At 64.0% G+C, this 24,732-nt stretch carries 25 protein-coding genes and 1 pseudogene; 11 read left to right on the top strand and 15 right to left on the bottom strand.

What is annotated here, in order from left to right:
* Positions 1-14: 14 nt before the first annotated feature.
* The gene (locus CH285_RS09260; protein ID WP_094643418.1) at positions 15-1,571 is read right to left on the bottom strand and encodes a flavin-containing monooxygenase; all 1,557 of its coding nucleotides are present in this window, start codon (positions 1,569-1,571) and stop codon (positions 15-17) included.
* A 525-nt stretch (positions 1,572-2,096) separates the two neighbouring features.
* Between CH285_RS09260 and CH285_RS28665 the strand changes: the two genes are divergently transcribed.
* Positions 2,097-2,687, top strand: coding sequence for a CsbD family protein (locus tag CH285_RS28665; RefSeq protein ID WP_063216602.1), 591 nt, complete (start codon positions 2,097-2,099; stop codon positions 2,685-2,687).
* A 53-nt stretch (positions 2,688-2,740) separates the two neighbouring features.
* Here the strand turns inward: CH285_RS28665 and CH285_RS09250 are convergent, their stop codons facing one another.
* From CH285_RS09250 to CH285_RS09240, 3 genes are all read right to left on the bottom strand, one after another.
* A complete protein-coding gene (locus CH285_RS09250) occupies positions 2,741-3,037 on the bottom strand; it encodes a hypothetical protein (protein ID WP_027495602.1) in 297 nt (98 codons plus the stop codon).
* A gap of 103 nt (positions 3,038-3,140) precedes the next feature.
* Positions 3,141-4,106, bottom strand: a complete 966-nt coding sequence (locus CH285_RS09245) for an alpha/beta hydrolase (protein ID WP_205914390.1) — start codon at positions 4,104-4,106, stop codon at positions 3,141-3,143.
* Positions 4,107-4,283: 177 nt separating this feature from the next.
* Positions 4,284-4,592: a hypothetical protein gene (locus tag CH285_RS09240; RefSeq protein WP_094643417.1), complete on the bottom strand. Its 309-nt coding sequence runs from the start codon at positions 4,590-4,592 to the stop codon at positions 4,284-4,286.
* Positions 4,593-4,710: 118 nt separating this feature from the next.
* On the opposite strand from CH285_RS09240, the gene CH285_RS09235 reads away from it, so the two are divergent.
* Positions 4,711-5,109 carry a hypothetical protein gene (locus CH285_RS09235; RefSeq protein ID WP_032400384.1) on the top strand — a complete coding sequence of 133 codons (399 nt, stop codon included), beginning with the start codon at positions 4,711-4,713 and terminating at the stop codon, positions 5,107-5,109.
* 90 nt (positions 5,110-5,199) lie between these two features.
* On the opposite strand, the gene CH285_RS09230 is transcribed toward CH285_RS09235, so the two are convergent.
* From CH285_RS09230 to CH285_RS09220, 3 genes are all read right to left on the bottom strand, one after another.
* On the bottom strand, positions 5,200-6,507 hold the full coding sequence (locus tag CH285_RS09230) for an NAD(P)/FAD-dependent oxidoreductase (protein ID WP_094643416.1): 1,308 nt from the start codon (positions 6,505-6,507) through the stop codon (positions 5,200-5,202).
* Positions 6,508-6,648: 141 nt separating this feature from the next.
* A complete protein-coding gene (locus CH285_RS09225; RefSeq protein ID WP_094643415.1) occupies positions 6,649-7,272 on the bottom strand; it encodes a DUF305 domain-containing protein in 624 nt (207 codons plus the stop codon).
* A gap of 81 nt (positions 7,273-7,353) precedes the next feature.
* On the bottom strand, positions 7,354-7,749 hold the full coding sequence (locus tag CH285_RS09220; RefSeq protein ID WP_057473555.1) for a DUF6153 family protein: 396 nt from the start codon (positions 7,747-7,749) through the stop codon (positions 7,354-7,356).
* Between the two features lie 150 nt (positions 7,750-7,899).
* Between CH285_RS09220 and CH285_RS09215 the strand changes: the two genes are divergently transcribed.
* On the top strand, positions 7,900-8,778 hold the full coding sequence (locus CH285_RS09215; protein ID WP_027495586.1) for a universal stress protein: 879 nt from the start codon (positions 7,900-7,902) through the stop codon (positions 8,776-8,778).
* The gene (locus CH285_RS09210; protein WP_094643414.1) at positions 8,775-11,165 is read left to right on the top strand and encodes a phosphoketolase family protein; all 2,391 of its coding nucleotides are present in this window, start codon (positions 8,775-8,777) and stop codon (positions 11,163-11,165) included. Before CH285_RS09215 ends, CH285_RS09210 begins: the two co-directional genes overlap by 4 nt.
* A gap of 11 nt (positions 11,166-11,176) precedes the next feature.
* On the opposite strand, the gene CH285_RS09205 is transcribed toward CH285_RS09210, so the two are convergent.
* From CH285_RS09205 to CH285_RS09190, 4 genes are all read right to left on the bottom strand, one after another.
* Positions 11,177-12,061 (bottom strand): universal stress protein, encoded by an 885-nt coding sequence (locus tag CH285_RS09205; RefSeq protein ID WP_176458441.1) that lies wholly within the window; start codon positions 12,059-12,061, stop codon positions 11,177-11,179.
* A complete protein-coding gene (locus tag CH285_RS09200; RefSeq protein ID WP_141214925.1) occupies positions 12,058-12,900 on the bottom strand; it encodes a universal stress protein in 843 nt (280 codons plus the stop codon). The genes CH285_RS09205 and CH285_RS09200 overlap by 4 nt, the downstream gene beginning before the upstream one ends.
* A gap of 119 nt (positions 12,901-13,019) precedes the next feature.
* A complete protein-coding gene (locus CH285_RS09195; protein ID WP_080730146.1) occupies positions 13,020-14,726 on the bottom strand; it encodes a GAF domain-containing sensor histidine kinase in 1,707 nt (568 codons plus the stop codon).
* On the bottom strand, positions 14,719-15,390 hold the full coding sequence (locus tag CH285_RS09190) for a response regulator (RefSeq protein ID WP_027495581.1): 672 nt from the start codon (positions 15,388-15,390) through the stop codon (positions 14,719-14,721). Before CH285_RS09190 ends, CH285_RS09195 begins: the two co-directional genes overlap by 8 nt.
* Before the next feature lie 195 nt (positions 15,391-15,585).
* On the opposite strand from CH285_RS09190, the gene CH285_RS09185 reads away from it, so the two are divergent.
* On the top strand, positions 15,586-16,497 hold the full coding sequence (locus tag CH285_RS09185; protein WP_176458440.1) for a universal stress protein: 912 nt from the start codon (positions 15,586-15,588) through the stop codon (positions 16,495-16,497).
* 87 nt (positions 16,498-16,584) lie between these two features.
* Positions 16,585-16,833: pseudogene (locus tag CH285_RS28330) on the top strand (ATP-binding cassette domain-containing protein); the annotation flags it as partial.
* A 36-nt stretch (positions 16,834-16,869) separates the two neighbouring features.
* On the opposite strand, the gene adhP reads toward CH285_RS28330, so the two are convergent.
* Entirely contained in the window at positions 16,870-17,880 is a 1,011-nt protein-coding gene (gene adhP / locus CH285_RS09175; protein ID WP_094643409.1) for an alcohol dehydrogenase AdhP, read from the bottom strand.
* Positions 17,881-18,134: 254 nt separating this feature from the next.
* Here adhP and CH285_RS09170 point away from each other — a divergent pair, with 254 nt between their 5' ends.
* The gene (locus CH285_RS09170) at positions 18,135-18,587 is read left to right on the top strand and encodes a DUF1003 domain-containing protein (RefSeq protein WP_027495572.1); all 453 of its coding nucleotides are present in this window, start codon (positions 18,135-18,137) and stop codon (positions 18,585-18,587) included.
* On the opposite strand, the gene CH285_RS09165 is transcribed toward CH285_RS09170, so the two are convergent.
* From CH285_RS09165 to CH285_RS09155, 3 genes are all read right to left on the bottom strand, one after another.
* Entirely contained in the window at positions 18,562-19,062 is a 501-nt protein-coding gene (locus tag CH285_RS09165; RefSeq protein ID WP_094643408.1) for a flavodoxin domain-containing protein, read from the bottom strand. The genes CH285_RS09170 and CH285_RS09165 overlap by 26 nt on opposite strands.
* A complete protein-coding gene (locus tag CH285_RS09160; RefSeq protein WP_057473548.1) occupies positions 19,059-19,490 on the bottom strand; it encodes a hypothetical protein in 432 nt (143 codons plus the stop codon). The genes CH285_RS09165 and CH285_RS09160 overlap by 4 nt, the downstream gene beginning before the upstream one ends.
* Before the next feature lie 163 nt (positions 19,491-19,653).
* On the bottom strand, positions 19,654-21,078 hold the full coding sequence (locus tag CH285_RS09155; protein ID WP_176458439.1) for a DUF4389 domain-containing protein: 1,425 nt from the start codon (positions 21,076-21,078) through the stop codon (positions 19,654-19,656).
* Between the two features lie 234 nt (positions 21,079-21,312).
* Here CH285_RS09155 and CH285_RS09150 point away from each other — a divergent pair, with 234 nt between their 5' ends.
* From CH285_RS09150 to CH285_RS09135, 4 genes are all read left to right on the top strand, one after another.
* Positions 21,313-21,618, top strand: a complete 306-nt coding sequence (locus CH285_RS09150) for a three-helix bundle dimerization domain-containing protein (protein ID WP_141214893.1) — start codon at positions 21,313-21,315, stop codon at positions 21,616-21,618.
* Positions 21,619-21,623: 5 nt separating this feature from the next.
* The gene (locus CH285_RS09145; protein ID WP_176458438.1) at positions 21,624-22,514 is read left to right on the top strand and encodes a universal stress protein; all 891 of its coding nucleotides are present in this window, start codon (positions 21,624-21,626) and stop codon (positions 22,512-22,514) included.
* Positions 22,515-22,643: 129 nt separating this feature from the next.
* Complete coding sequence (locus CH285_RS28795) at positions 22,644-23,387, top strand: Rv1733c family protein (protein ID WP_094643405.1); 744 nt, start codon at positions 22,644-22,646, stop codon at positions 23,385-23,387.
* Positions 23,282-24,703 (top strand): bifunctional aminoglycoside phosphotransferase/ATP-binding protein, encoded by a 1,422-nt coding sequence (locus CH285_RS09135; RefSeq protein WP_094643404.1) that lies wholly within the window; start codon positions 23,282-23,284, stop codon positions 24,701-24,703. Before CH285_RS28795 ends, CH285_RS09135 begins: the two co-directional genes overlap by 106 nt.
* Positions 24,704-24,732 lie beyond the last annotated feature (29 nt).

Here is a 24,732-nt window from a genome sequence, read left to right as displayed (position 1 = left end):
GTCGATGTCGGAAGTCACTGCGTGCCGACCTTTCTCGGCCAGATGCGGTATACGGGCGCGATGTCCGCCCCCGCCACACGGGCGTTGTCCGCTCGGCCGAACGTCATCGATTCCGTCAGATCGTCGAATCGTGCGTCGATCCTGTCGAGAATGTAGTTCTGCCGCACCGACCAGGGACGTTCGGTCCCCGATTTGGGTAGCTCGTTCAAGGAACGCGTGACGTATCCGGAGGCGAGGTCGACGACCGGACGAGAGTCCACGGCCTTGCCCTGTCGATCCGGGATCGCATGGGTGTAGCCGTGAGACCGCATGTACACCAACAGTTTTGCTACTGCCTGCGCCGTCATGTCGGCCTTGAGCGTCCACGATGCATTCGTGTACCCGATGGACCATGCAACGTTGGGTACGTCCTCGAGCATGTGACCCTTGTAGACGAACTTGTCGTGCACTTCGAGTCGCTCACCGTCCAGCGAGAGTGCGATTCCGCCGAAGGCCTGGAGCTTCAACCCCGTTGCGGTGACGATGATGTCGGCGGGGATCTCGTCACCCGATTCCAACCGAATCCCGTCGGCGGTGATCTCGGCTATCCGGTCGGTCACCACGGTCGCTCGACCGGTGCGAAGGGCCTTGAAGAGATCGCCGTCGGGCACGACGCACAGCCGCTGGTCCCACGGGGCATACGTCGGCTTGAAGTGCTTGTCGATGTCGTATCCACGCGGGAGCTGCGCCTTCGTCATTGCTCGGAACACCCTGCGGGCCGTCTTGGGTGCCCGTCGACACAGCTGATACGAGCCGACCATCAACAGTGCATTGCGCCACCGCAACGCACTGTGTGCCAGAGTGTCCGGCAGTACACGCCGAGTGAGCGTGGTGAACGGGTCGGTCATCGGCAGGGACGCAATGTACGTGGGAGAACGCTGCAGCATCGTCACCGACGCAGCATCGACCGCGAGCGAAGGCACCAAAGTGATTGCCGTCGCGCCACTTCCGATGACAACGACCCGCTTACCGGTGTGGTCGAGACCTTCCGGCCACTGCTGGGGATGCACCACCTGCCCGGTGAACTTCTCCATCCCGGGAAGGTCAGGGGTGTACCCACCCGAGTAGTCGAAGTATCCGGTACACAAGAACACGAATCGACTTCGATACGTTCGCGGAACGCCGTCGGACAGCGTGTCGACGGTCCATAGGTCGGTCGACGAATCCCAGTTCGCCGCAACGACGGAGGTAGAGAAGTGCGTGCGCTCGTCTATGCCGTTGGTGTGAGCGGTATCGACGATGTAGTTACGAATGTCTTCGCCATGGGCAAGCAGAGTGTTTCCCTGCCAAGGCGTGTGCGGAAACGAGAACGTGAAGATATCGCTGTCCGAACGAATTCCCGGGTACCGGAACAGGTCCCAGGTACCGCCTGCTCGCTCGCGCCCTTCGAGGATCGCGTAGCTGAGCTCCGGTGCCATCTCCTGCAAGCGATACGCGGCTCCGACTCCCGAAATACCCGCACCGACGATGAGCACATCCCTGAAGTTGTCGTGGGTCGAACCGTCGACCTCGGGCCAGGTATCTGCATTCATCGACGCGCCTCGCTGTCTCACCGAACACCATCGCCCGGACGCCGACCGAGCAGCGACACCGCGACTAACATCACATAATGTGCCATTGACTGGTGGCGGTGTCAATGGCAGCCTTCAGCACATCACAGACAGGAGCTGTCATGAACCGCACTCTCTTCGTTGGGTGCACGCCCAACGCAACCGGAACCAGTAGCCGATGACTCCCGTGGCGGTCGGGGCTGCGGGAGTCATCGCGCTGATCCTGCTCACGTCGAGAGGGTCGGGACTGGACTTCGACCGGCGCTCGTTGTCGACGGCCTACTCAGCACGTGCGACGCGCGCACGCCGTCGAACGTGGTGGCCGCGTTCGACAAAGTAGTCACAGCACGCCGAGCAGCACAAATACGGCTACTCGTCGTAGTGACCCGAAACACCCGTGGTCGGACGTATGTTTCGGACCGTCGAGTTCGACTCATACTTACCGGCGTCGTCCGCGACGTCACCGCTCCGGATTCCGGAGACGACCTACACGAAAGAGGGATACCGATGGCCGACTTCATCGACAAGGCTCAGCACAAGGCAGAAGAACTGGCCGGGACTGCGAAGGAGAAGGCCGGTGAGGCCACCGGTGACGACAGCCTTCGCGCCGAAGGGGCCACCGACCAGGCCAAGGCCAACACTCAGCAGGCTGCCGACAAGGTTTCCGACGCCGCAGAGAGCGTTGCCGACTCCGCGGCCGGCGCTGCCAAGCAGGCCAAGCACGCAGCTGCAGACGTTGCCGACAAGGCAGCCGACACCGCCGCAGACGTCAAGAGCGCCGTCCAGGACAAGGTCGAGAACGTCGACGTCGACGACGTGAAGGAGAAGGCTTCCCAGGTCGCCGACAAGGCAGCCGAGAAGGCCTCCGCCGTCGCCGACGACGTGAAGACCACGGTCCGCAACATCGACAGCGAGGATGTGGCCGAGGCCGCGAAGGTCGGCACTCCGATCATCGCCGCCATCGCAGCCGCCGCCGGTGCCGTCGCATTCGTGCTGATCCGTCGCCGCAACCGTCGCCGCAGCGCTGCACATTTGTTCGTTCCGTCGAAGCGCACCACCCGCAAGCTCGCCAAGAAGGCGCGTAAGCACAGCTTCTGAAGGTGATCACCCGGAAAGCCCCGCCTCGTTTTCAGGCGGGGCTTTCGCTCGTTCTACAGCGGTTTCAGCGCCCGGCTGGGCACCCAGTGTGTGACGGTTTCGCTCCGGTCTCGCGACATCAGTTCGTAGGTGACGCGACCCAACCAATCGCCGTCGACGGTGATGGACCATTCGACCAGATCCCCCGGGACCACGCGTCGAACATCGAAGCCTTCCGGATTGAACTTCGACGCGTGATGTGGCGGTAGCGGGTAGAGGACGTTCAGATCGATCCACACCTTGAGTGGTGGTCTGAGCATCTTGAACGGACGCACGGCAGACGCGGGTCGAGGTTGAGCGCGTCGTGCCATCGTTCGATCATACGTTCGATTCGGACGCAGTCATACCTGTCCCCGCAACGAGAAACGGCCACCCGCACACGAGGTGCGGGTGGCCGTCTTCGATCAGGATGAATCAGATGCCGAGCGATCCTGCCAGGAACGGCCAGGACTTGTGCAGGTCGTCCTGCCAGTAGCCCCAGGAGTGGTTGCCGACCGGACGGAAGTCGACAGTTGCCGGAATTCCCAGCTGGTCGAGACGCTTGGCCAGGTTGGACGTGCAGAAGTTGGTGGCCAGCTCGATGCCGCCGCCGACGATGACCTGGTTGGCGAGCGTCGCCGGGTCGTTCTTCAGTCGCGGGTTGGCGAAGGTGTCGTTCGGGATGCCGGGCAGTCCGCTGCCGGTGCTCATGTAGATCTGGGTGCCGCGCAGCTTCTCGGCGTTGAGCAGCGGATCGTTCTCGCGCCACACGGGGCCGTCGAGCGGGCCCCACATGTTCTCGACGTTTCCGCCGCCGTACGTCTCGACGACGAGCTTGACGAACTGCTGCCCGATCGGGTCCGAGGTCTGCGCGCAACCGCTGTATGCCGCGACACCGGTGAACTTGCCGGGGTACTTGATTGCGATGTTGAGAACCGACGTGCCCGTCATGGACAACGCTGCCAGCGACTGGCGACCGTTGGTGTCGAACTGGGCGTCGATCAGCGGAGGCAGTTCTTCACCGAGGAAGGTGCTCCACTTATTGCTGCCGAGCTTCGGATCGTCCTGCAGCCAGTCGGTGTAGTAAGACCACTTGCCCTTCTGCGGAGTCACGATGTAGGCGTTCTTGTCCGACAGGAAGGCCTCGGCGTCGGTCTGCGACTGCCACGATGCGGCATCCTCGCCGCCACCTGCACCGTTGAGCAGGTACAGCACCGGACGCGACACGCTCTCGTCGGCGGGGCGCTGCACCGTTACCGGAATGGTGCGGTTCATCGACGCGGAGTACACCTGGAGCTGAACCTGGCGGCCGTCGAGGGTGTTCACCGATTCGATTCGCGAGCCGTTGCTCGACTGAGTCGTTGCCGCGGGCAGTTCGTCCGCGGACGCGACGGGCGTCATCAGCGCGGTCGGAAGAATCGCCACTGCGAGGGCGACGGCCGCAGCCGAACCGAATCGCTGGAAGCCGTGTCGTCGAGATCGTGGCACGCTGTTTCACCTTTTCGTCGAGTTACACCGGTCGAGTTTCTACATCGGCCGAAGATGAGGTGACGTTACCTCGAGCAAACGTCCCGAGCGTTATGGACCGGACGAATCCGAGACGCGATCGTGATGCTCGCGCTCGGCCCTCGAACCGAGGACGAGACACACCAGGATGACGATCACCGCTACGACAACGCCGACGGGAAGTGGCGAATACAGCCAGACAATGGGCGGCACATAGTCGTCGGATGTCCCATCCGTCCAACCGAACACCCGCGGCGGTACCGGTGCCGACACCGAGAACAGCGTCAGTGCGAACGGTACGAGCGGACCGATGGTCGACGCCACCGTGCGCTTCGCTCGTGCCGATCCGACGAGCAATCCGACAGCGATGGGATGCAGCACGCAATAGCACACAGTCCCAACGGTATTGATCGAGTCGCCTCCGATGGGCAGAAGAGGGCTTCCCAATCGACGGCCATGTGTGGTCTATTCGACGCGAACCCAACGTCAGGAGTGCGCCATGTTTCGTCGTATCGCCGTCACGGTTGCTGTCGTCGCAGGTGCTGCCGCACTCGGAGTCGGTACCGCCGACGCCGACGAATGGCCCGTCGCGCCGCCGTACCCGAGCCCGACTGCTCCGCAGGACGTCACCGGAGTGTTCCTGACGCCTCAGGACCCGGACTACTGGAATCCCTTCGTCAGCGAGAATCGACTGACCTCGCCCTACGGCAACAGCACTCGCATCGTGTGCACCGGATTCCATGGCGTACTGCTGGAGTGCTGGCAGGCCGACTCGAACGGCAACCCGCACAAGCTCATTCCGCTGAGTATGGACTACCCGGGTTCGACTGGCCACTTGCTCCCCGGCGGCGGTCCACGGCACTTCGTCTATCCCGGCTACATCCCCGGCATCGGCTGACCCCGTCGACACCGGCAACTGATCTGAGTGTCCACAATTCGCCCTCGAAAGCGGGATTCCGTACGAGGGTGAAAATAGTGGGCGCTCAGGTCAGTTGTACGGTTTGCGCGCCGTTTCCGGGTCGCCGTAGGTGATTGCCCGTTCACGTCGTGTTCCGCTGAGAAGTGTTGCTCCCCAGTTGATCAGCGTTCCAGCTCGGTTGCGCTTACCGGCCAGGAATGCGATGTGGATGACGCCCCACGACACCCAGCCCAGGAATCCCGACATCTTCAGCGGCCCGGCCTGCACCAGTGCGTGTCCGCGGGCGATGTAGGCGGCAGTGCCCAGGTCTCGATACTTGAAATCCGAACGCGAAGAACCGGATACATCTGCTGCGATTGCTGCGCCCGCTGCCCGTCCACCCTGCATCGCCACTTCGGCGACACCGGCGAGACCGTTCAATGCCATGATGTCGCCGACGACGAACACGTTGCGGTGACCCGGCACGGACAGGTCGGGCTGCACAGCGATCCGCCCGGACCTGTCCTGCTCGACGCCCAGGGCGTCGGCCAGATTCTTCACGAACGGAACCGCTTCGACGCCTGCGGTCCACAGCACGGTGCGAGTGTCGTGGCGTGTGACGGTCTTCGGTTCGGCCTTGGCCGTCACCTCGACGTCGGTGGCCGTGACGTCGGTGACGTGAACGCCGAGATGCGTTTCGACTCCGACCGTGTCGAGGGTGCGCTGAGCCTTCTTCGTCAGGGAGTCGGGGAACGATTCGAGCACTCGGTCACCGCCGTGGAACAGCAGAACGCGCGCTTCCGACGGGTGGATCGAATCGAACTCCTTCGCCAGCGCCCGGGTGGCGAGTTCCCTTATCTGCCCGGCCAATTCGACTCCGGTGGGCCCTCCACCGGCGACGGCGAAGGTGAGCCAGGGGCGACGCTCTTCGGGGGTGGGCAGGGACTCGGCCATCTCGAATGCCGAGATCAGTTTTCGCCTGATCGCCAAGGCGTCGTCGAGGGTCTTCATGCCCGGTGCCCACTGCACGTATTCGTCGTGGCCGTGATACGCCTGCTGCATTCCGACGGCAACCACGAGATAGTCGTACGGCAACTCGAACGTCGACCCGTCGAAGCGGCTCGCCGTCACCACTCCGCCATCGCCCACGGTTGTCACCGAGGTCGCTTCACCGAGCGCCACCTTCACGTTCTTCTGCTTGCGCAACAGGTGCCGCAACGGGCTGGCGATCGAGCCCTCGGAGAGGAGGCCGGTTGCGCACTGGTAGAGCAGCGGCTGAAAGACGTGAGAGGTGCCTCGTTCGAGAACGGTGATGTCGACATCCGAACCGTGCAGCCGGCGGGTTGCATACAACCCGCCGAAGCCGCCGCCGAGGACCAGGACCCGTGGACGTGACATCGTCGATACTCTCCCTCGATCCGACCCGCAGAACACAATTCCTCGCGCGTCACAGCGTACTCGAGGGCAACGGCGTGCAGCCGTCCCCCGCCGGGCCGCGCCCCGGTCTGGGGTGCGGCCCGGCAACGTACCGACAACGGATCAGCCGAGCATCCGCTGCATCGTGTCGATTTCCTGCTGTTGCGTGGCCACGATCGTGCGGGCCATCTCCTGCGCGTCGGGGTTCGAGCCGTCCGCAATCTCGTTGTTCGCCATCTCGATCGCGCCCTCGTGATGCTCGATCATCATCGTCAGCCACTGACGGTCGAACTCCGGGCCCGACAGACCGGTCAGGGCGTCCATGTCCTGCTGGGACATCATGCCCATACCCGAGCTGTGGTCCATTCCGCTCATCTCACCCATGTCCGACGGGGGTGCGGGCTGACCCCATTCGGCGAGCCAGGCCGTCATCCGGTCCATTTCCGGTTGCTGCGCGGCTTGGATCGCCGACGCCAGTGCCACGACGTCCGGATTGTCGGTGCGACCTTGGACCATGTCAGCCATGTCGACCGCCTGCGCGTGGTGCGGGTACATCATCCGCGCGAACATAACGTCGGCGTCGTTGAACTCCGCCGATGCCGATGCCGATGCCGATGCCGAATTCTGAACGGAAGCCGATGAGGTAGTCGTCGTCGACGAATCCGACGTGGTGTCGCTACTGCAGCCAGCGACGAGGAATGCGCTCACGGTGGCGGCAGCCAGCGAAGCGACGAGTGTTGTACGCATGTGAATCTCCTTGAACGAGTGTGCAAACAGGGCTCTAGGTATGCCGATCCGCCGGTGGTCGTGCGTCCACCGGGCTGCCTGTCACACTCGCAAGGTCACCGATCTGTCCAACTCCCACAGAGTCCACGGCGGCGCACGCTCCGATATGGAATGGACGCGCCCACCGATACCGTCCTCCGACATGACCGAGTGGACGCCATCGACGCTCGTCACCGGGACCGACAGCGCAGCCCACGACACGGTGGTTCCCGCGCACGGATGCATCATCTGATGTGCCGACGGGCAGTCGTGCTCACCGACTGCCACCTGAACCGGGTCCTCGTGGTGGGTCGCCGACGCCATGGCCGCATGCTCGCTTTGTGCCGACGTGGTCGGCGTCACCGAATGCATCAGCAGTACCCCGAGGATCGTCAGCGCGATCAACAATCCGGTCGCCGAGGCAAAGCCCGGACGACGGCGTCGGATCACTGACTGCATGTCACCGACGATAGCAAGACATACCCCCCAGGGGTAGCAGTGAGGGCATTCCGGCTCGAGCCGAGGGACTTCCGACTCTGTCTGCGCTCCAGCGAACCGGCCATGCTCGAGGTGTACCTGAACACGACAGTCAACGAACGGGAATACAACATGAATGCATCGAGTCGGGTCGTCGTCGGAGTCGACGGATCTGCCACATCGCTCGACGCGGTCCGTTGGGCAACGCGCGAGGCGATACGACGCCACGCCCCGCTCGAGTTGGTCACGTCGTCACTGTTCGCACCGGGAACCTACGGCGATGCCATCAGCCTCCGGATCGGCGCGTTCGCAGATCCGGACGTCGAGGCCAAGCGGGTCCTGACCGCTGCGGTCGACGTTGCGCACAAGACCGCGGCAGGCAATTCGCTGATTCTCGACACTCGTCTCGAACATGGCTCGGCTGCACGAAATCTGACGCACTTCGACGTCGCGCCTGCCTTGATCGTCGTCGGTTCGAGAGGCCTCGGTGAGTTCACCGGCGGATTGGTCGGGTCGGTCAGTACCGCCGTCGTGTCACACGCCAAGTGCCCTGTTGCAGTGATCAAGTCGAACACGGTCAGCGACGGGCCGGTGGTCGTGGGTGTGGATTGCACGTCCAACAGCCAGCCGGCCATCGGATTCGCGTTGCGCGAGGCGTCGATGCGAGGTGTCGACCTCGTTGCCGTACACGCGTGGAGCGACCTCGAGCTCGGGAGCGTGCTGACCCGCGACGAAGAAGGTCCGTGGGCCGATTCCGAACTGGCAGAGAAGACATCGCTGGCGGAGAGCCTGGCCGGGTGGTCGGAGGACTACCCCGACGTCACCATCCGCCGGGTGGTGGTTCAGGACAGACCCGTTCGCGAACTGGTCCGCGCCTCCGAGAGCGCGCAGCTGATCGTGGTCGGTAGCCGCGGCCGGGGCGGCTTCGCCTCGATGCTGCTCGGATCGACGTCCCGCGCAGTGCTGCATTCGGTCGATGTTCCCGTCGTTGTCGTACCCACGAACCGATGACCGCGTCCACCACCGAGACCACCTACAGCTCCGATGAACTCGACGCCGATCTGCGCTACTGGGCTGCCGCGAACTACCTGACGGTCGCCCAGATCTACCTGCAGGACAATGTATTGCTACGGCAACCACTGACGGTGGAACACATCAAGCCCCGACTGCTCGGGCACTGGGGCACCAGCCCCGGTCTGTCGATGATCTACACGCTGCTCAATCGCCTCATCTGCCGAACCGGTTCGGATTGGCTGTATGTCACCGGTCCCGGTCATGGTGGCCCGGCGTTGGTCGCGAACACCTATCTCGAAGGCACGTACAGCGAGATCTATCCCGACATCTCGCTCGACAGCGACGGTGTGCGTCGTCTGTGTCGCCAATTCTCCACTCCCGGTGGCATTCCGAGCCATGTGAGCGTGCAGACCCCCGGCAGTATCCACGAGGGTGGCGAGCTGGGGTATGCCCTGATCCACGCAGCGGGCGCGGCGTTCGACAACCCCGATCTGGTGGTCGCCTGTGTCGTCGGCGACGGGGAGGCCGAAACCGGCCCGCTGTCGGGTTCGTGGAAGATCCCGGCGTTCCTGAACCCGGTTCGTGACGGCGCAGTGCTGCCCATTCTGCATCTCAACGACGCCAAGATATCCGGCCCGACAGTGCTCGGGCGCAGCACCGATCAAGCGATTGCCGACTACCTCGGCGGTCAGGGTTGGGCACCGATCTTCGTCGAGGGCGACGATCCGCGAGAGGTGTTCCCGGCCTTACAGTTCGCTCTCGCCCGCGCCCACGACGATATTCGGAGAATCCAGCGTGCGGCCCGCGGCGGCGAGTCGCACCACGGAAGTGCATGGCCTGCAATCGTCTTGCGTACCCCGAAGGGCTGGACCGGGCCACACGAGGTGGACGGCAAGCTGATCGAGGGAACGCACTGGGCCCACCAGGTCCCGCTGTCCGGCGTCCGCGAGAACCCGTCGCATCTGGCGCAGCTCGAGCAGTGGTTGCTCTCCTACGATCCCGGATCACTCTTCGACGACAACGGCGTACCCGCGGCGCACATCCGTGAACTCACTCCGACGGGCGATAAGAGGCTCGGGGCCACTCCCCACGCCAACGGCGGTGTGCTGTTGCAACCCTTGGTCATTCGTGAGCTCGAGAACTACGCTCTGACGATCGACTCCCCGGGACGCATCTCGCACGAGACGACCACCGTACTCGGGGAGATGATGCGGGATATCTACCTCGACAACGCACGACCCGACGGCGGTGGCACTTTCCGCCTGTTCTGCCCCGACGAGACAGCCAGCAACCGTCTGCAGGCCGTGTTCGAGGCCACCGACCGATGCTGGCAGCTGCCGACCACCGAGTTCGACGACAACCTGGCCGCCGACGGCCGCGTCATGGAGGTGCTCAGTGAGCATCTGTGTGAGGGCTGGCTCGAGGCGTACCTGTTGTCGGGCCGACACGGATTGTTTGCGAGCTACGAGGCTTTCGCGATGGTGAGCGTGTCGATGCTGATTCAGCACACCAAGTGGCTGCAGCATGCGGCCACTCTGGCCTGGCGAGCACCCGTCGCCTCGTTGAACGTACTGCTCACCAGTACGTGCTGGCGCAACGACCACAACGGGTTCAGTCATCAGGGGCCCGGACTGATCGACGCGGTGATTCCTCTGGCACCGGATGTGGTGCGTGTGTGGCTGCCACCGGACTCCAATACTCTTCTCGCCGTTGCCGACCACTGCTTTCGGAGCCGCGGACACGTCAACGTGCTGGTGGTCGACAAACAGAGCCATCCCCAGTATCTGACGCTCACCGAGGCTCGCGCACATGCAGCAGCCGGTGCCTCACGGTGGGACTGGGCCGGTACCGAGAACACCGCTACTCCGCGCGATCCCGAGATCGTGCTGGCCTGCGCCGGCGACGTTCCGACCGAGGAGACTCTCGCTGCAGCGGACCTGTTGCGTAACTGGACACCCGAGCTGCAAGTACGCGTGGTCAACGTCATCGATCTGATGGCGCTGCTACCCGTCGCCGATCATCCACACGGGTTCTCGGAGGATCAGTTCGCCGATCTGTTCACCGACTCGGTCGATGTCGTCTTCGCTTTCCACGGCTACCCCCGGGCGGTGCACCAGCTGCTGCACGGCCGTCCGAACGCGCAGAGATTCCACGTCCGCGGCTTCATCGAACAAGGAACTACCACAACACCGTTCGACATGGTGGTGCTCAACAAGATCAGTCGCTACCACCTGGCGATCGAAGCACTCGACCGAGCACACACGGCGCCGGCCGGTGCCGAGGAACTGCGGCAGTACTGCCGGGACCAATTGACCCGGCACGACGCCTACATCCGGAAACACTTCGAGGATCTACCCGAGATTCGCGAATGGCGGTGGTCGTGACGGATCGGTTGCTATCCGCGAGCGATGATCAGCGGACAGTCGACGCGGTGGGCCAGTGACCGAACGGTGGATCCGAGCAGCTGGCCACCGAAACCGGTGCGTCCGCTCGAACCGACCACCACGGCCTCTGCGCGCACCGCCGCGCCGAGGATGCGTTCGACGACGTCGCCGCGCAGCACTGTCTGCTTCACCACCACGTCGGGATACAGCTCGCTCCACCCGGACAGGTTTTCGGCCAACACGGTTCGGCCGTTGGACACAATTGCCTCGGACTTGTCCGACGTCGACGCGTCGGGTGACGAGACGAGTCGGTCCGTCGACACGTGGACTGCAACAAGGCCAGTGCCCCGAAGCGAGGCCTCCTCGAAGGCCAGCCGGACGGCCTCCTGGTTGTGCGCCGAGGCGTCGACTCCGAGCACGACCGGTCCCCGTGCCGAATGTAATTCCACGCTGCGCGGCACGATGACTACCGGACAGCGAGCCTGCACAGCCACCGCCGTGCTCACCGAGCCGAGCAGCTCGGCGAAGTACTCGCCGTTGCCGCGTGAGCCGACCACCATCATCGACGCGGTGGCGGACTCGTCGATCAGCGCCTGAACAGTCGGTCCGACAATCGGTTCGATCATGATCGTCAGCGCGTCGGGTTTCTCGACCGACCGCCGCGCGACGAGGGATGCCGACGTCAGAATCGAATCCGCACGTGCATTCTCCTCGGAGCCGAGTTGCGACGGGAGTGCGACGAAGCTGGTGTAGAGGGCCCTGATTTGGTACGCGGACACCAGCTTCAACGGTGCTCCGCGTAATTCGGCTTCGCGTGCGGCCCAGCCGACCGCGTCGAGTGACGAACCGGATCCGTCGACGCCGACGACGATCGCCCTCGCGTTCACGGTACTCATGCGTGCGGCACCACGAGGACGGGGCATTCGGCGTGCCGCAGGACTTTCGTCAACGTGCTTCCCGGCACGCGATCGCGCTCGTGCCCCACCACCAGCAGCTGTGCAGTGTCGGACACCGCGACGAGTTCCGATCCCGAATCGGCCTCGGCGTAGACCGACGCCACCCGCACCGAAGGATAGTCGGCACTGAAGGGTTCCAACCGGACGTCCATTGCCGACTCGGGGTGCAGATGGTCGACCGGACCGCCGATGGCGCTGGCCAGAATGGTCGAGACAGTCTGGGTGTGCACGGCCAACACGGTGGCCCCGCGCATCGACGCTTCGTGGAATGCCTGCGCCACAACGAGATCCGATGCCGAAACCTTCACGTCTCCCAGAGCGGCGACGACCGCGCCGTCGCGCTCGGAATCGAAGGTGTGCACAACGGCCACGGGGTTCGGTGAGCATTCGACCACCGTGCGCACCATGGATCCGAGAACCCGTGCAGCGATCGAATTCTCGGTCTTGGCACCCAATACGATCAGGCACGCAGACGCTGCTTCGGACAGCATCACCGTTTCCGGGACACCCTGTAGAACAACAGCTTCCACGATGACGGTCGGGTCGCTCGCCCGCGCTATGATCGCGGCCTGGTCCAAGACGGTGCGCGCATAGTCACCGTCCACGTCGGGTGCCCCGTATACCGTTTCACGCTGAATCTGGGGTTCGATCACATGTACCAGTCGCAGTGATGTTCCTCGGCCTCGCGCCTCACGCACTGCGAAGCGCACTGCATCGAGCGCGGCCGTCGATCCGTCAATTCCGACCAGAACGGGTCCGGTGGTGTGTGAGATGTTCATCGGGGTCCTCTCGGTGGTGCGACGCAGGATCAGCACCGTCACCGAAAACGCTACGAGCTTATAGCCACTCGCGGTAACGGCCGGAGGTCATCGAAAGAGGTGACCAACGACTGGAGCCGTCAGGGCAGCGGTACCGCCCACGTCACATCGGTGCCGCTGCCGGAGGCACCGGGGCAGACGGTCATGGTCCCGCCGCACTCGGCCGCACGGGTCCCCAGGTTGGACAACCCACTGGTGGTGGTGTTGTCGGGCATACCGATTCCGTTGTCGGACACCACGATTTCGAGCTCGTTCCCCACCGACAGAGTAACGGTCACAGTGTCGCCCTGGGCGTGATGAACGACGTTGCTGACAGTCTCGCGGACAACGGCAACGGCATGATCGGCGAGTTTGGTGTCGACGACCGACAGTGGTCCGAACATCCGCACGACGGCACGGATATCGACGTTCTCGGTGAGTTCGAGTACCGCGCTGTTGATACGTTGCCGCAGCCGTGTTGCGGAGTGGGATGTGCTCTGCAGGTCGAAAATGGTCGTCCTGATGTCCTGCACCGTGTCCTGCAGGTCGTCGATAGTTCTGGACAGACGCTGCCGTAGGTCCGGGGACTCGGTGCGCTGCAGGGTGCTCTGCAGCGCCAATCCTGCAGCGAAGATCCTCTGAATCACGTGATCGTGCAGGTCACGGGCAATACGATCCCGGTCGGACAACACGTCGAGTTGATGCATCCGCCGACTGGCGTCCGCGATCTGCATCACCAGCGCGGCCTGGTTGGCGAAGTTCGAGACCAGTTCGAGTTGGGTCTCGTCGAACGGTCCCCGCCCCGCGGCGCGCAGAACCACCAGGACTCCACTGACGCCCTCTGCCACGCGGAAGGGTGAAATCATTGCGGGTCCGAAAGCAGAGCCCAGTTCCTTGACCCCGTAGTCGAGTCGCTCCTTCCGCAACGCTGTTCGACGCCGAAAGGCTACTCCCGAGCTCGAGCCCTCGATCGGAACGACTGCCCCGATCATTCGATCGGCCCCGAGTCCCTCGCTGACCGTGACGACGAGTTGCGTGACATCCCCGAAGGCTTGGTCTGCGTCCTCGGGTACCGCGATGAACGCCGCATCGGACCCGGTCAGGTGCAACGACTTACGCGCCACCATCTGCAGTACTTCGTCGATGTCCGTCCCGGAAAGGAGCTCGGTGCCGATGTCCCGCGTTGCCTCCATCCACGCCTGACGCACCCGCGAGTCCTCGTACAGTCTCGAGTTGTCGATGGCGATGCCGGCGGCGGACGCCAACGCCTTGGTGACGACTTCGTCGTCCTCGGTGAACTGCTTGCCGCCCTTCTTCTCGGTGAGATAGAGATTGCCGAAGATCTCGTCGCGAACCCGAATCGGCACTCCGAGAAAGGTTTTCATCGGAGGATGGTTGGGCGGGAACCCCACCGATTCCGGGTGCGATGTCAGATCGTCCAGACGTAGCACTTTCGGTTGGTCGATCAACAGTCCGAGTACCCCGCGTCCGGTGGGGAGCGGGCCGATGGCCACCCGGGTGTCCTCGTCCATGCCGTAGTTGATGAACGCACTCAATCCGTGGCCTTCTCCGCGCACGCCGAGCGCACCGTACTGGGCGTCGACGAGCTTGACGGCCGATTCCACGATCGAACGCAGCGTCACCTCCAGATCGAGTCCCGAGGTGATGACGAGCATCGCGTCGAGCAGACCGTCGGCTTGAATCCTCGCATCGGCGATGCGACCGATACGATCCTGCACCTCGGCAAGCAGCTCCCCGAGCCGGAGTTGCGGTAGCGAAGACCGGGTTTCCCCGTGCTGGTCATCCATCCCGGGACCCCGGTTTCCGGTGGGCAGGCGGATCGCCGTCGGCGAGCTTCGACGCATACACCGCAGCTTGGGTGCGGCGTTCCATCCCGAGCTTGGCGAGCAGCCGAGACACGTAGTTCTTCACCGTCTTCTCCGCCAGGAACATCCTGGCCGCGATCTGTCTGTTGGTCAGGCCCTCTCCCAGCAGATCCAGCAGGGTGCGCTCCTGGGGCGTGAGGTGATCGATAGGGCCCGATGACGCCGTCCCGGCTCGCAGTTTGTCCATCAACGCCGCGGCTGCACGGTTGTCGAGCAGCGACCGGCCGGAACCGACGTCCTTGATCGCTCGGGTCAGTTCCATGCCGGTGATGTCCTTGACGACATAGCCGCTCGCGCCCGCGAGTATCGCGTCGAGCATGGCCTGGTCCTCGGTGAACGAGGTCAGCATCATGGTCTTGAGGTTCGGCAGTCGATCGAGAAGCTCACGGCACAGTTCGATGCCGTTGCCGTCGGGTAGCCGCACGTCGAGCACCGCGACGTCGGGCTGCAGGGCCGGAATTCGGGCCAGCGCCTGCGCGCAACTGCCTGCCTCGCCGATGACCTCGAGATCGGGATCGGAGTCGATGAGGTCGATCAGACCGCGCCGCACGATTTCGTGATCGTCCACCAAGAACACCGTGACCACGTCGACACCCCTCTACCTGCGTCCATGTCGAACGCCTCGATTTCTGAGCCTACGGGGGACGGGCGGCGGTGGTCCGACCTTTCGTCACCGAAACAGAGGACCAAAGTCCTCGGTCCAGGTGTTGTTGTCCTGCCGCGCCCGAGGCTGTGCGCGGCGTCTGATGGATGTTCGACACCACGACCGAGGAGGAAATCGATGGGTCCACTTCCGACCATCGTCGGGGTCGACGGTTCGGCGGCGGCTCTGGACGCGGTGCGTTGGGCCGCTCTCGACGCACGATTGCACCTGTCCGATCTCCTTGTCGTCTCAGCGATGTCGCTGCCCAAGGTCTTGACCGGGTTGGGCGTCCTTCCCGATACCGTGGTGCACCAGGCCAGATCGGAAACCGACCGAATTCTCAGCGAGGCCCGGGAGACTGCGACTCGTGGGACGGCGACAGTCACCGTCGATACCGTCTCGTCCGAAGCCTCTGCGGTGTCCACATTGCTCGAACTGTCCGAGACAGCTCGCATGGTGGTCATTGCCACGCGGGGGCTCAGTGGCACCGAGCAGCGGTCACTCGGCTCGATCGGGTTCGCCGTCACCACTCATGCTCGCTGCCCGGTCACCGTGGTGCGTGGCTGGACCGACGGCGGTCTCGACCACGCGATCCAACCGGTGGTCGTGGGCGTGGACGGCACCAAGGCGAGCGCTGCCGCAATGACGTCGGCGTTCGAGGAGGCGGATGTTCGATCGGCACCACTGACTGCGGTGCACTCCTGGTCGGACACGGATCTGTCGATCGGCTTCCCGATTCGAGGAATGGAGTGGCCGGACAACCGACGCGCGGCTGCAGATCACTTGGCGCGGCTGCTCGAGCCGCACACTCGACTCCATCCGACGGTGTCGGTGCGGTCCGTGGTGGTCAAGGACAAACCGGTGCAGGCACTTCTCGATCACGCCCAAGGTGCTCAGCTGGTGGTGATCGGTAGTCACGGACGCGGCGGCTACGCGGAGATGATGCTCGGCTCGACCAGCCGGTCGGTGCTGACGCGAGCGCACTGCCCGGTCACCGTCGTGCCGTCGCCCGGTCGCCTCGCCGCTGTCACCCACCGGCCCAGCATGTGACTGTCCCCGACCGGACAATGCCGTTCGTCGACCCACGAGGGTCCTAATGCCCTACGACGGCCGAGCCGAGCCGAGCACGCTGTGTCCATGAGCCGACCGGACACCGCCGCCTACGCGATCGAAGTACGCGCACTGAGCAAGAGCTACGGCGGGAAGCTCGTCATCGACGACCTGTCGTTCGTCGTCGAACCCGGCACTGTCACAGGCTTTCTCGGCCCCAACGGATCGGGTAAGTCCACCACGATGCGATTGATCGTCGGATTGGATCGCCCCAGCGCGGAGCACACGCGCTGGTCCAGCGCGTGTCTGCCCTCGAGCAACCCTACGGCGAATCGAGCCCAAGGGGAACACTCGTCGAGATCGGAGAGCCCCTCAGAACTCGAAAACCTGACGAGCGGTGACGCGTCCGGCCATCAGGTCGTCGAAGCAGTCGTTGACCTCGTCGAGTTTGCGCGACACCGCCGATACCGTCGTTCGTCCGGCCTCGTGCAATGCGAACACCTCACGAAGATCTGTCCTGGTGCCGACGATCGAGCCGAGTACCGAGATTCCGCCGACCACCGTCTCGAAGATCGGGATCGGGAACACGCCGTGCGCCGGCATCGACACGCACACCAGACGTCCTCCGCGGCGTAGCGACCGGAAGGCCTGATCGAACACACTCGGGATGACGGCCAGGACGATCGCGACATCGGCTCCACCGAGCGCCTGAATTGCCTCCACCGGATCGGTCGTCGCCGAGTTGACGGTGTGGTCTGCGCCGAGTTCTTGTGCGAGGTCGAGTTTTTCGTCCTCGATATCGACCGCGGTGACGAAGCCGCCGGCGATCTTGGCGTACTGCACCGCCATATGACCGAGCCCGCCGACACCGAAGATGGCCACGCGCTGCGCCGGGGTGACGCCACCGACCTTGACAGCCTTGTACGTGGTCACGCCGGCACAGGTCAGTGGGGCAGCGTCGAACGAGGAGATCCCGTCGGGAACATGGACGACATACTTCGCTTGGGCGACAGCGTATTCGGCGTACGCACCGTCGATCGAGTAGCCGCTGTTCTGTTGCGTCTCGCACAGCGTCTCCCAACCCGAGACACAGTGATCGCATTCGCCACATGCCGAACCGAGCCACGCGATGGCGACTCGCTCACCGATTCTGTCCTTCGACACCTGCGACCCGACCGCCTCGATCACTCCGATGCCCTCGTGCCCGGGGACGAAGGGCAAGGTCGGCTTGGCCGGCCAATCCCCCTGCGCAGCATGGATATCGGTGTGACACACACCGCACGTCTCCATCTTCACCAGCACCTGTTCGGGCGCGGGCTGCGGTATCGGGATGTCCTTGACTATTAGGGGCCCACCGAACTCGGTGACAACAGCTGCTTTCATCGTGAACTTCCTCCAACATCAGAAACCGGTGCCGTTCTCGACCGTCGAGCAATGCACACCGTCGATGATCGGCGCTGCGGCGGCGGGCAGTAAGGCCGGAAGTCATCGACCGGTCGGGACGTCTCCCGAGGTGCGCGTGGGGAGGCAAAAGGCACAGCAGTCATGGACTTTCGCCCCTGGTGACTCTGGCGATCAGGGGCCACACTAGGCACTATGGACACTTCTGCACCCTCCGATTCGAAGACTTGCGAACGATGAACCTGTGGAGAAGACATCCGGGCGTTCGAACCGGTGATGCACTGACCACGGGTGAGCGTGCGGCGGATTACGTCCGAAACGGAATGGGCTCCTGGCCGTTCGTCTTCCTGTTCCTGGGCGTGATGGCGCTGTGGGCCGCGTACAACCAGAACGACGGGTTCGATCCGTACCCTTTCATCCTGCTCAACCTGTTCCTGTCGATGATCGCAGGACTGCAGGGCGCCATTCTGCTGATCTCGGCCAAGCGCGCGGACTCGGTGAGCAGTGAGGTTGCCGTACATACACTTTCGAATACCGCGCTGCTGCAGGACATGATCGAAGCGAATACCGTCTTGACCGAATCGGTGGCACAGTTGGCGGCAGAGATTCACGAGCACGTCTGCCCGTCCGCTCGGCGTGTCGGTGCAGGCACGTTCACGAAGGTTACGAGCCCGGTGTCCCAGCCGTGAGACAGGCAAGGATCTCTCGGGCCCAATTGCACACACGAACCCAGTCTCGGAAGTCTCCGGCAACCGCGCCGGAGTTGTCGAAGATCTGACGTTCGCCCACCGAGAGCCGTTCCGCGTCGAGCCGACCGGGAAATGTTCGATGCGAGGATGCATCCAACCTCGATACCGCGCGTGCGGCGTCGGCGGTGTCGTTGACCGGTCGGTCGCTCGAATGCAATGGCCCGCATGAGAACAGCCACACGGGTGGGTGCGCAGACCTGGAGACCCGCTCGACGAGCCGCTTGGCGGTGGGGACCCACCGATCGGAATAGACGGCACTTCCGATGACCAGGGCGTCGTAGCCACTGATGTCGACGACGGAATCCGGAGCGCAGATGTCGACATCGGCTCCCCCGTGTCGGAACACGCGGGCCATCTCCTGCCCGAGCGAGTTCGTCGCTCCGTGCCGTCCGGCGGTCGAGACCAGGATTCTCATGCGATGCGACGTGCGAGGCGGTTCGTGTACGCCGTGATCCGCCACCCTCGGAGGGCGACGAGAACTCCCAGTACGCCGAACATGCCCTGCAGCCAACTCGTTTCGCCTATCACGAGCGGTTGAACCACTATCCAGGCAGCGAGCAGTACGCCCGCCGTGTGGGCGATGGGGCCGGTCTTGCCGCTACCCGCCAGAGCCGACGCCGCCGCCAGTCCCATCGGCACTCCGACGACCAGAACCAACGCGAGGCCGGCGAGCGCCGTATTCGACAGCGGCAGTCGTGCGTGCGCCTCGGTGCTCAGATCGATGGCGCCCGAGGCCAAACCGATCGCGCCCCCGAAAGCGTTGATGGAAATTCCGGCGCACACTGCGCCCAGCCACGGCCATCGTCGGTCTTTCGTGGTGAGCGCTCGCGTAGTCGACATCATGGATTCAGCATGGCTGCCGAACAATTCGCGAACTAGGGCACAAGGTCCGCCGCCACGAGGACTTCTCTCCACTTCGTCATTCAGCGGCCAAGGAACGACCGCACAGTTCGCCGTCACTCGCGCGCTGGCGTCGGGTTCTCACCGCAGGTGGCCGGGTACGTCGTCATCGATGCGGCTTTTCTGAGCTGATCTCACCGTCTTCGGGTCCGAGGTCGAGCCGGAACGGCGGGTAGTCGTCGGTCATCAGGGCCGCGTAGGCCGCGACGCGATACACCCACCGGTTGATGCCGAGGACCAGGTCGAACAGGCCTCTCGGATAGCGACCGGTGAACAGCAGCGAGATCCCGGCGATGAGGACGAGTACACCGAGCGCCGTGCTGAACAGATAAGGTTGCCCCGCGAATCCCGTGTCTCCGCCGTTTCCAGTCACCCGGAATCCTGCGTACCAGCCCCCTGCCAACACGGAGAGCACGAGGTAGTGCGGCAGCGCAAGCAACCACCACTTCACCAATACCTTGCCCCGCGAAAGCCTTTCGGGGTATTCGACTGCGAAATCGGCAGGATAGTCGGTGCGATGCAGGGTGAACGGCGGGTAGCGATCGGTCCCCAACGCCGAGTACGAGTAGAACTGCACACGCCACATCCATCGGAGAACACCGACGTTGAAGTGGAACAGCCCCCGCGGATACCGTCCGGTGAACAGGATCGCGACCCCGGCAACGAACGTCGTGACGACAAACCCTGCCGCAAGGAACACCAGCACGATGTAATGCGGCACGGCCAGAAGCCATTTGACGATCCACAATCCACGGGACAGCGACTCGGGACGCTCGCCCGTCAGCGTGACCGGATATCGAGACCGTTCCATGCTGCCGGACACCGGGATGGGTTCGGCAAGTGGTTCCGAGACGGGGTCGGAGTCGGACCTCCTCCCGAGCCCGGAAGCGCCGAACACGATGGACACGACACCGAACACCAGAAGGATTGCAGAGCCCGCGAGAACAAATGCGGCCACCGGTCCGAGCGACTGCACTCGAACGCCTGCACTCACGTCCACGTCGATGCCGGCGCTACCGTCGGCATTCATGACGACCAACGTCCACGAGCCGCCCTGTGGCGTCCATTCCAGCTGCGTAGTCCCGATGCCGCTGGAGCGAGCCGACCACCACTGCTGATCCAGCGGCGGACCGGACGGTTCGCCGCCGGCGACGGTGTCGTATCGAGCCCGGAAGGGCGAGAACTCGACGTCGGTGACCACGGTGTGCGCCACACCGCGAAGGTAGTCGTCGACCTCCGCGGTGGGCGCGACGCCGATCAGTACTTCGCGTGCAGGGTCGGACGAGGTGACCCGGGCCGAGACTGTCACTTCGTCCGCCACCTGCGAGTCGATCGCACCGACCAGCGAGACGTCCTCGGACACAAGCGCATGCGACGCCGTCGTCAACGGTGCAGTCGGCAAGCTGATTCGCCCCTCGTCGTCCTGCGCGAGGTAACCGGCGAACAGGAGTAGGCCGACACCGAGCATGGCGAAGGACACGAATGCCACCACACATCCGAGGACGAGCGCGGAAATTCTGTTGATTCCCATCGGGCATCCTTCGGTCGATACAGCTCGTACTGCTTCGGGCATCCGGCAGTCCGGACGACGCTACGAGGCCGGCGGCGACGACAGAGGGGCCTTCGGTAACCGGCCTGCCGACGAAAGGCCCTACATCACGTGACACGCGTCGGCCACCCTTGGTGGACAAGCTCTTTCTGCCCACGATCCACCCACCGGTGAACGGTGCCGTCCCGGGCTGAAATGCCTGGATGGGAGACATTCATGATCCTGATCGATTCGGCACCATCGACGTTGCCGTTGACCGGTGAATTGGTATCGATTGCCGCGATGCTCGCCGAAAGGTACCCCGATCTGACTCGTGCGAGCGTCGACGATGCAGTCCTTGCCACATACGACCGACTGAACTCGACGGCACGGCTTCGCGGCCACCTGTTTCCGTTGACCGCCAATCGAGCTCGGGTGCTCCTCGAACAACTCGAAGCCGAGCGTGCGATCGACGAAGATCTCGCTGACGTCGCGGTCGACATACGTCGCGCCCTGGCACCGGTGGTCGGACGACCATGGTGAGCACGGTGCCGCAGAATCGCCCTGCGGGCTCCGCTCCCGGGTTGTGGGCGAAACCCGAGTGGGGTGACATCGTCGTCGCGCTCGACGGGACACGGGAATCGCGCGGCGCACTGATCTGGTCGGCGGGCCTGGCATCGATCACCGGATCGCGAATTCGCCTCGTGCACGCGCTGATATCGCGACACTCACCGACGGTGGGTAACCAGGAATCCACACGATCGAGGGTGCAGATACAGGGTCGCCGGCTCCTCCGGTCGGCTCGCAGCGAGCTCTTCGGCATCGACCCCGGTATCGTCGTCGATTCGATTCTGACGGACGACCCGATCGCCTCAGCGCTCGGCGCACTGTCGCAGACTGCCGATCTGCTCGTCATCGGCGGTCATGCGTCAGGTCCGATCAGAGACATCGTGTTCGGCCGCAACGCAACTCGAATCGTCATGGCGTCGCGATGTCCGGTTCTGGTGTGGCGTGCCCAGCCCCGAGACGCCGCGCCGAACTCGCCGGTCGTCGTCGGGGTGGATCGATCCGAATCCTGCACCCGTGCGATCGACGCAGCCTTCTGGTACGCGGACGCACTCGGTGTCCCGGTCACCGTTCTGCACGTCCGCTCTCCCCACCAACGTCCTGCTCCGAAAGAGTCTGCACCGGAACGAATGCGAACCCTGCATTGGCTGGGCGGACGCGTCGCAGCTGCGACGTCCGCACACCCATCCGTTGTCGTGCACCTACACCTGCTCGAGTCCTCGGCCGAGCACCAGCTTCGTCTCGCATCGGAGGCCGCACACCTGCTCGTGGTCGGCAGCCGCGGGCACGGACCGTGGGCCGCTCCGATTCTCGGCTCGATCGGACGATCACTGGTGCATGCGTCGGGCGGCCCGATTCTCGTGGTGCGTTGAATTCGATCGATCGAATTCACGGTCCACCGCCCTCGGCGTATCGGGACCTTGTGCCCTTACCTACCAGGGCACAGCGTCGGAGACTCGTAATCGACGCCGAACACACGGCGGTGAGGGGTAGGTGACGGCATGCTCGCAGAACTCGCGCACCGGTGGTGGCGCAAGAGTCCTTGGTCTTCCAATCCGCTGATGCGACTGCCCGACAGGATCGAACGAACGGCGTTCGTCGTCGGTATCGCTGTCCTTCTGTTACTGATACCCGTCGCGGCGACGATCGGCTCGGTGACCTACAACGACCTGTCGTCGCGGTCGCAACAGCAACGGGCAGAATACGTTCAGCTCGACGCCAAAGTGATCGACACTGTGCAGTCCAGGAGTGCCGGCGGCGACAGCACCACGCTCGCCACCGGTATCGCGACGGTGCAATGGAGTGCACCGGACGGGTCGATTCGCTCGGAATCGACCGAGGTTCCCTCGGACGTGCAGATCGGTGAGACCACTCCGATCTGGTGCGATGCGAACGGAACCCTCGTGCATGCGCCCGTCAGTGCGGTCGGTGCCGTCATCAACGATGCCTCCACGGCCATGTTCGTATGGGTTCTCGGCGCAGTCTTCGTAGGATTCCTGGTCTACCTCACCACCGTCGCCGGTGACCGGAGCCGCATGCGGCACTGGACACTGACTGGGAGGACTTTCTGCAGGCGCGAAACCACCCGTCGCGGTAGTGCTGTCCAACCTGTCCTCCAACACCTTTCGAAGGATGCACCATGCCTGCAGTCGTCGATTGCGATCCGTCGGCCGACAGTGCCGCAGTGGTCCACGAAACCCACAGTGCCTACGTTTTCCTGTTCGGCGACTTCGCCTACAAGATGAAGAAACCGATCCGAACGGATTTTCTCGATTTTCGGACCGTCGACTCTCGACGGACAGCGTGCGAACGCGAGTTCGCGTTGAATTCGCGATTCGCACCCGATGTCTACCTGGGCATTGCCGAGCTCACCGACCCGCAAGGCGGTCCAGCCGAACCAGTGCTGAAGATGCGTCGTCTTCCCGACTCCACTCGACTGTCTGCTCGTGCCGCGGCCGGCGACGATATCGGCAACACGGTCGATCTGGTCGCACGGGCGGTCGGGGTCGCCCACAAGAACAGCCATCGAAGTAGTCGCATCGACGACGAGGGACGACAGAGTGCTGTGGAAGAGCGGTGGCGCAACAACATCGCCGAATTGCATGGGCTGGCGGTCGGTGTGCTCGAGCCGGCGCTCGTCGAGCGACTGGAGAGTCTGTCGTCACGTTACGTCAGCGGGCGTGCCGCCCTGTTCGATCTGCGTATTTCGCAGGGCCACATGGTCGACGGGCACGGCGACCTTCTCTCGGACGACATCTTCTGTCTGCCCGACGGCCCCCGGATACTCGACTGTCTGGACTTCGACGACCGCCTTCGCTTTCTCGACGGGATCGACGACGTCGCCTGCTTGGCAATGGATCTCGAGTTTCAGGGTCGCCCCGACGCGGCGCGACGATTCGTGGCGTCGTACCGCGAGGCGACCGAAGACGATCCTCCGTGCTCGCTGATCGATCACTACATCGCCTACCGCGCCACCGTGCGCGCCAAGGTGGCCTGCCTTCGCTTCCATCAGGGTCATCCGTCTTCGCAGACCGACGCGCTCGCCCACATGCAGCTCGCGCTGGACCACCTGGCGTCCTCGGCGGTCACCATCACGTTGGTGGGAGGCCTGCCCGGTACCGGCAAGAGCACGATGGCGGCAGCGCTCGGGGAACGTAGCGGAGCCGTGGTGTTGTCGAGCGATGTGGTGCGTAAGCAGCGCGCCGGACTCGATCCGCGGTCACCGCATCCGGCGGCTGTCGGATGCGGACTCTATACATCCGAGAGGACAGCAGGCACCTACGCCGAGATGATGCGTCGAGCGCACGAGCAGGTCACGATGGGCCGTTCTGTCATCATCGACGCATCGTGGAACGACGAGCACACCCGAGAGCAGGCACGGGAACTCGCCGCCGACACCCACAGCGATCTCGTCGAGTTCGAGTGCCGGGTTCCGAGGCGAATTTCTCTGGACCGCATCGCGACTCGACCTCGGGGGGGCCTCGGACGCGTCAACGTCGGTGTACGACGCCATGGCCCGTTCCCGCTGCCCCTGGCCGAGTGCAACCGTGATCGACACTGACGGAACTCCTGCCCGATCACTCGCCGCTG

The sequence above is a fragment of the Rhodococcus sp. 05-2256-B1 genome, assembly GCF_002258465.1.
In the GTDB taxonomy this organism is placed as follows: Bacteria; Actinomycetota; Actinomycetes; order Mycobacteriales; family Mycobacteriaceae; genus Rhodococcoides; species Rhodococcoides fascians.
This window is presented reverse-complemented; position numbering and strand designations above follow the sequence as displayed.

What these genes read in the sequence shown, in the direction of transcription:
- CH285_RS09260 (WP_094643418.1), bottom strand. Translation starts at nt 1,571, where the DNA reads ATGAATGCAGATACCTGGCCCGAGGTCGACGGTTCGACCCACGACAAC.
- CH285_RS28665 (WP_063216602.1), top strand. Translation starts at nt 2,097, where the DNA reads ATGGCCGACTTCATCGACAAGGCTCAGCACAAGGCAGAAGAACTGGCC.
- CH285_RS09250 (WP_027495602.1), bottom strand. Translation starts at nt 3,037, where the DNA reads ATGGCACGACGCGCTCAACCTCGACCCGCGTCTGCCGTGCGTCCGTTC.
- CH285_RS09245 (WP_205914390.1), bottom strand. Translation starts at nt 4,106, where the DNA reads ATGACGCCCGTCGCGTCCGCGGACGAACTGCCCGCGGCAACGACTCAG.
- CH285_RS09235 (WP_032400384.1), top strand. Translation starts at nt 4,711, where the DNA reads ATGTTTCGTCGTATCGCCGTCACGGTTGCTGTCGTCGCAGGTGCTGCC.
- CH285_RS09230 (WP_094643416.1), bottom strand. Translation starts at nt 6,507, where the DNA reads ATGTCACGTCCACGGGTCCTGGTCCTCGGCGGCGGCTTCGGCGGGTTG.
- CH285_RS09225 (WP_094643415.1), bottom strand. Translation starts at nt 7,272, where the DNA reads ATGCGTACAACACTCGTCGCTTCGCTGGCTGCCGCCACCGTGAGCGCA.
- CH285_RS09220 (WP_057473555.1), bottom strand. Translation starts at nt 7,749, where the DNA reads ATGCAGTCAGTGATCCGACGCCGTCGTCCGGGCTTTGCCTCGGCGACC.
- CH285_RS09215 (WP_027495586.1), top strand. Translation starts at nt 7,900, where the DNA reads ATGAATGCATCGAGTCGGGTCGTCGTCGGAGTCGACGGATCTGCCACA.
- CH285_RS09210 (WP_094643414.1), top strand. Translation starts at nt 8,775, where the DNA reads ATGACCGCGTCCACCACCGAGACCACCTACAGCTCCGATGAACTCGAC.
- CH285_RS09205 (WP_176458441.1), bottom strand. Translation starts at nt 12,061, where the DNA reads ATGAGTACCGTGAACGCGAGGGCGATCGTCGTCGGCGTCGACGGATCC.
- CH285_RS09200 (WP_141214925.1), bottom strand. Translation starts at nt 12,900, where the DNA reads ATGAACATCTCACACACCACCGGACCCGTTCTGGTCGGAATTGACGGA.
- CH285_RS09195 (WP_080730146.1), bottom strand. Translation starts at nt 14,726, where the DNA reads ATGGATGACCAGCACGGGGAAACCCGGTCTTCGCTACCGCAACTCCGG.
- CH285_RS09185 (WP_176458440.1), top strand. Translation starts at nt 15,586, where the DNA reads ATGGGTCCACTTCCGACCATCGTCGGGGTCGACGGTTCGGCGGCGGCT.
- adhP (WP_094643409.1), bottom strand. Translation starts at nt 17,880, where the DNA reads ATGAAAGCAGCTGTTGTCACCGAGTTCGGTGGGCCCCTAATAGTCAAG.
- CH285_RS09170 (WP_027495572.1), top strand. Translation starts at nt 18,135, where the DNA reads ATGAACCTGTGGAGAAGACATCCGGGCGTTCGAACCGGTGATGCACTG.
- CH285_RS09165 (WP_094643408.1), bottom strand. Translation starts at nt 19,062, where the DNA reads ATGAGAATCCTGGTCTCGACCGCCGGACGGCACGGAGCGACGAACTCG.
- CH285_RS09160 (WP_057473548.1), bottom strand. Translation starts at nt 19,490, where the DNA reads ATGATGTCGACTACGCGAGCGCTCACCACGAAAGACCGACGATGGCCG.
- CH285_RS09155 (WP_176458439.1), bottom strand. Translation starts at nt 21,078, where the DNA reads ATGGGAATCAACAGAATTTCCGCGCTCGTCCTCGGATGTGTGGTGGCA.
- CH285_RS09150 (WP_141214893.1), top strand. Translation starts at nt 21,313, where the DNA reads ATGATCCTGATCGATTCGGCACCATCGACGTTGCCGTTGACCGGTGAA.
- CH285_RS28795 (WP_094643405.1), top strand. Translation starts at nt 22,644, where the DNA reads ATGCTCGCAGAACTCGCGCACCGGTGGTGGCGCAAGAGTCCTTGGTCT.
- CH285_RS09135 (WP_094643404.1), top strand. Translation starts at nt 23,282, where the DNA reads ATGCCTGCAGTCGTCGATTGCGATCCGTCGGCCGACAGTGCCGCAGTG.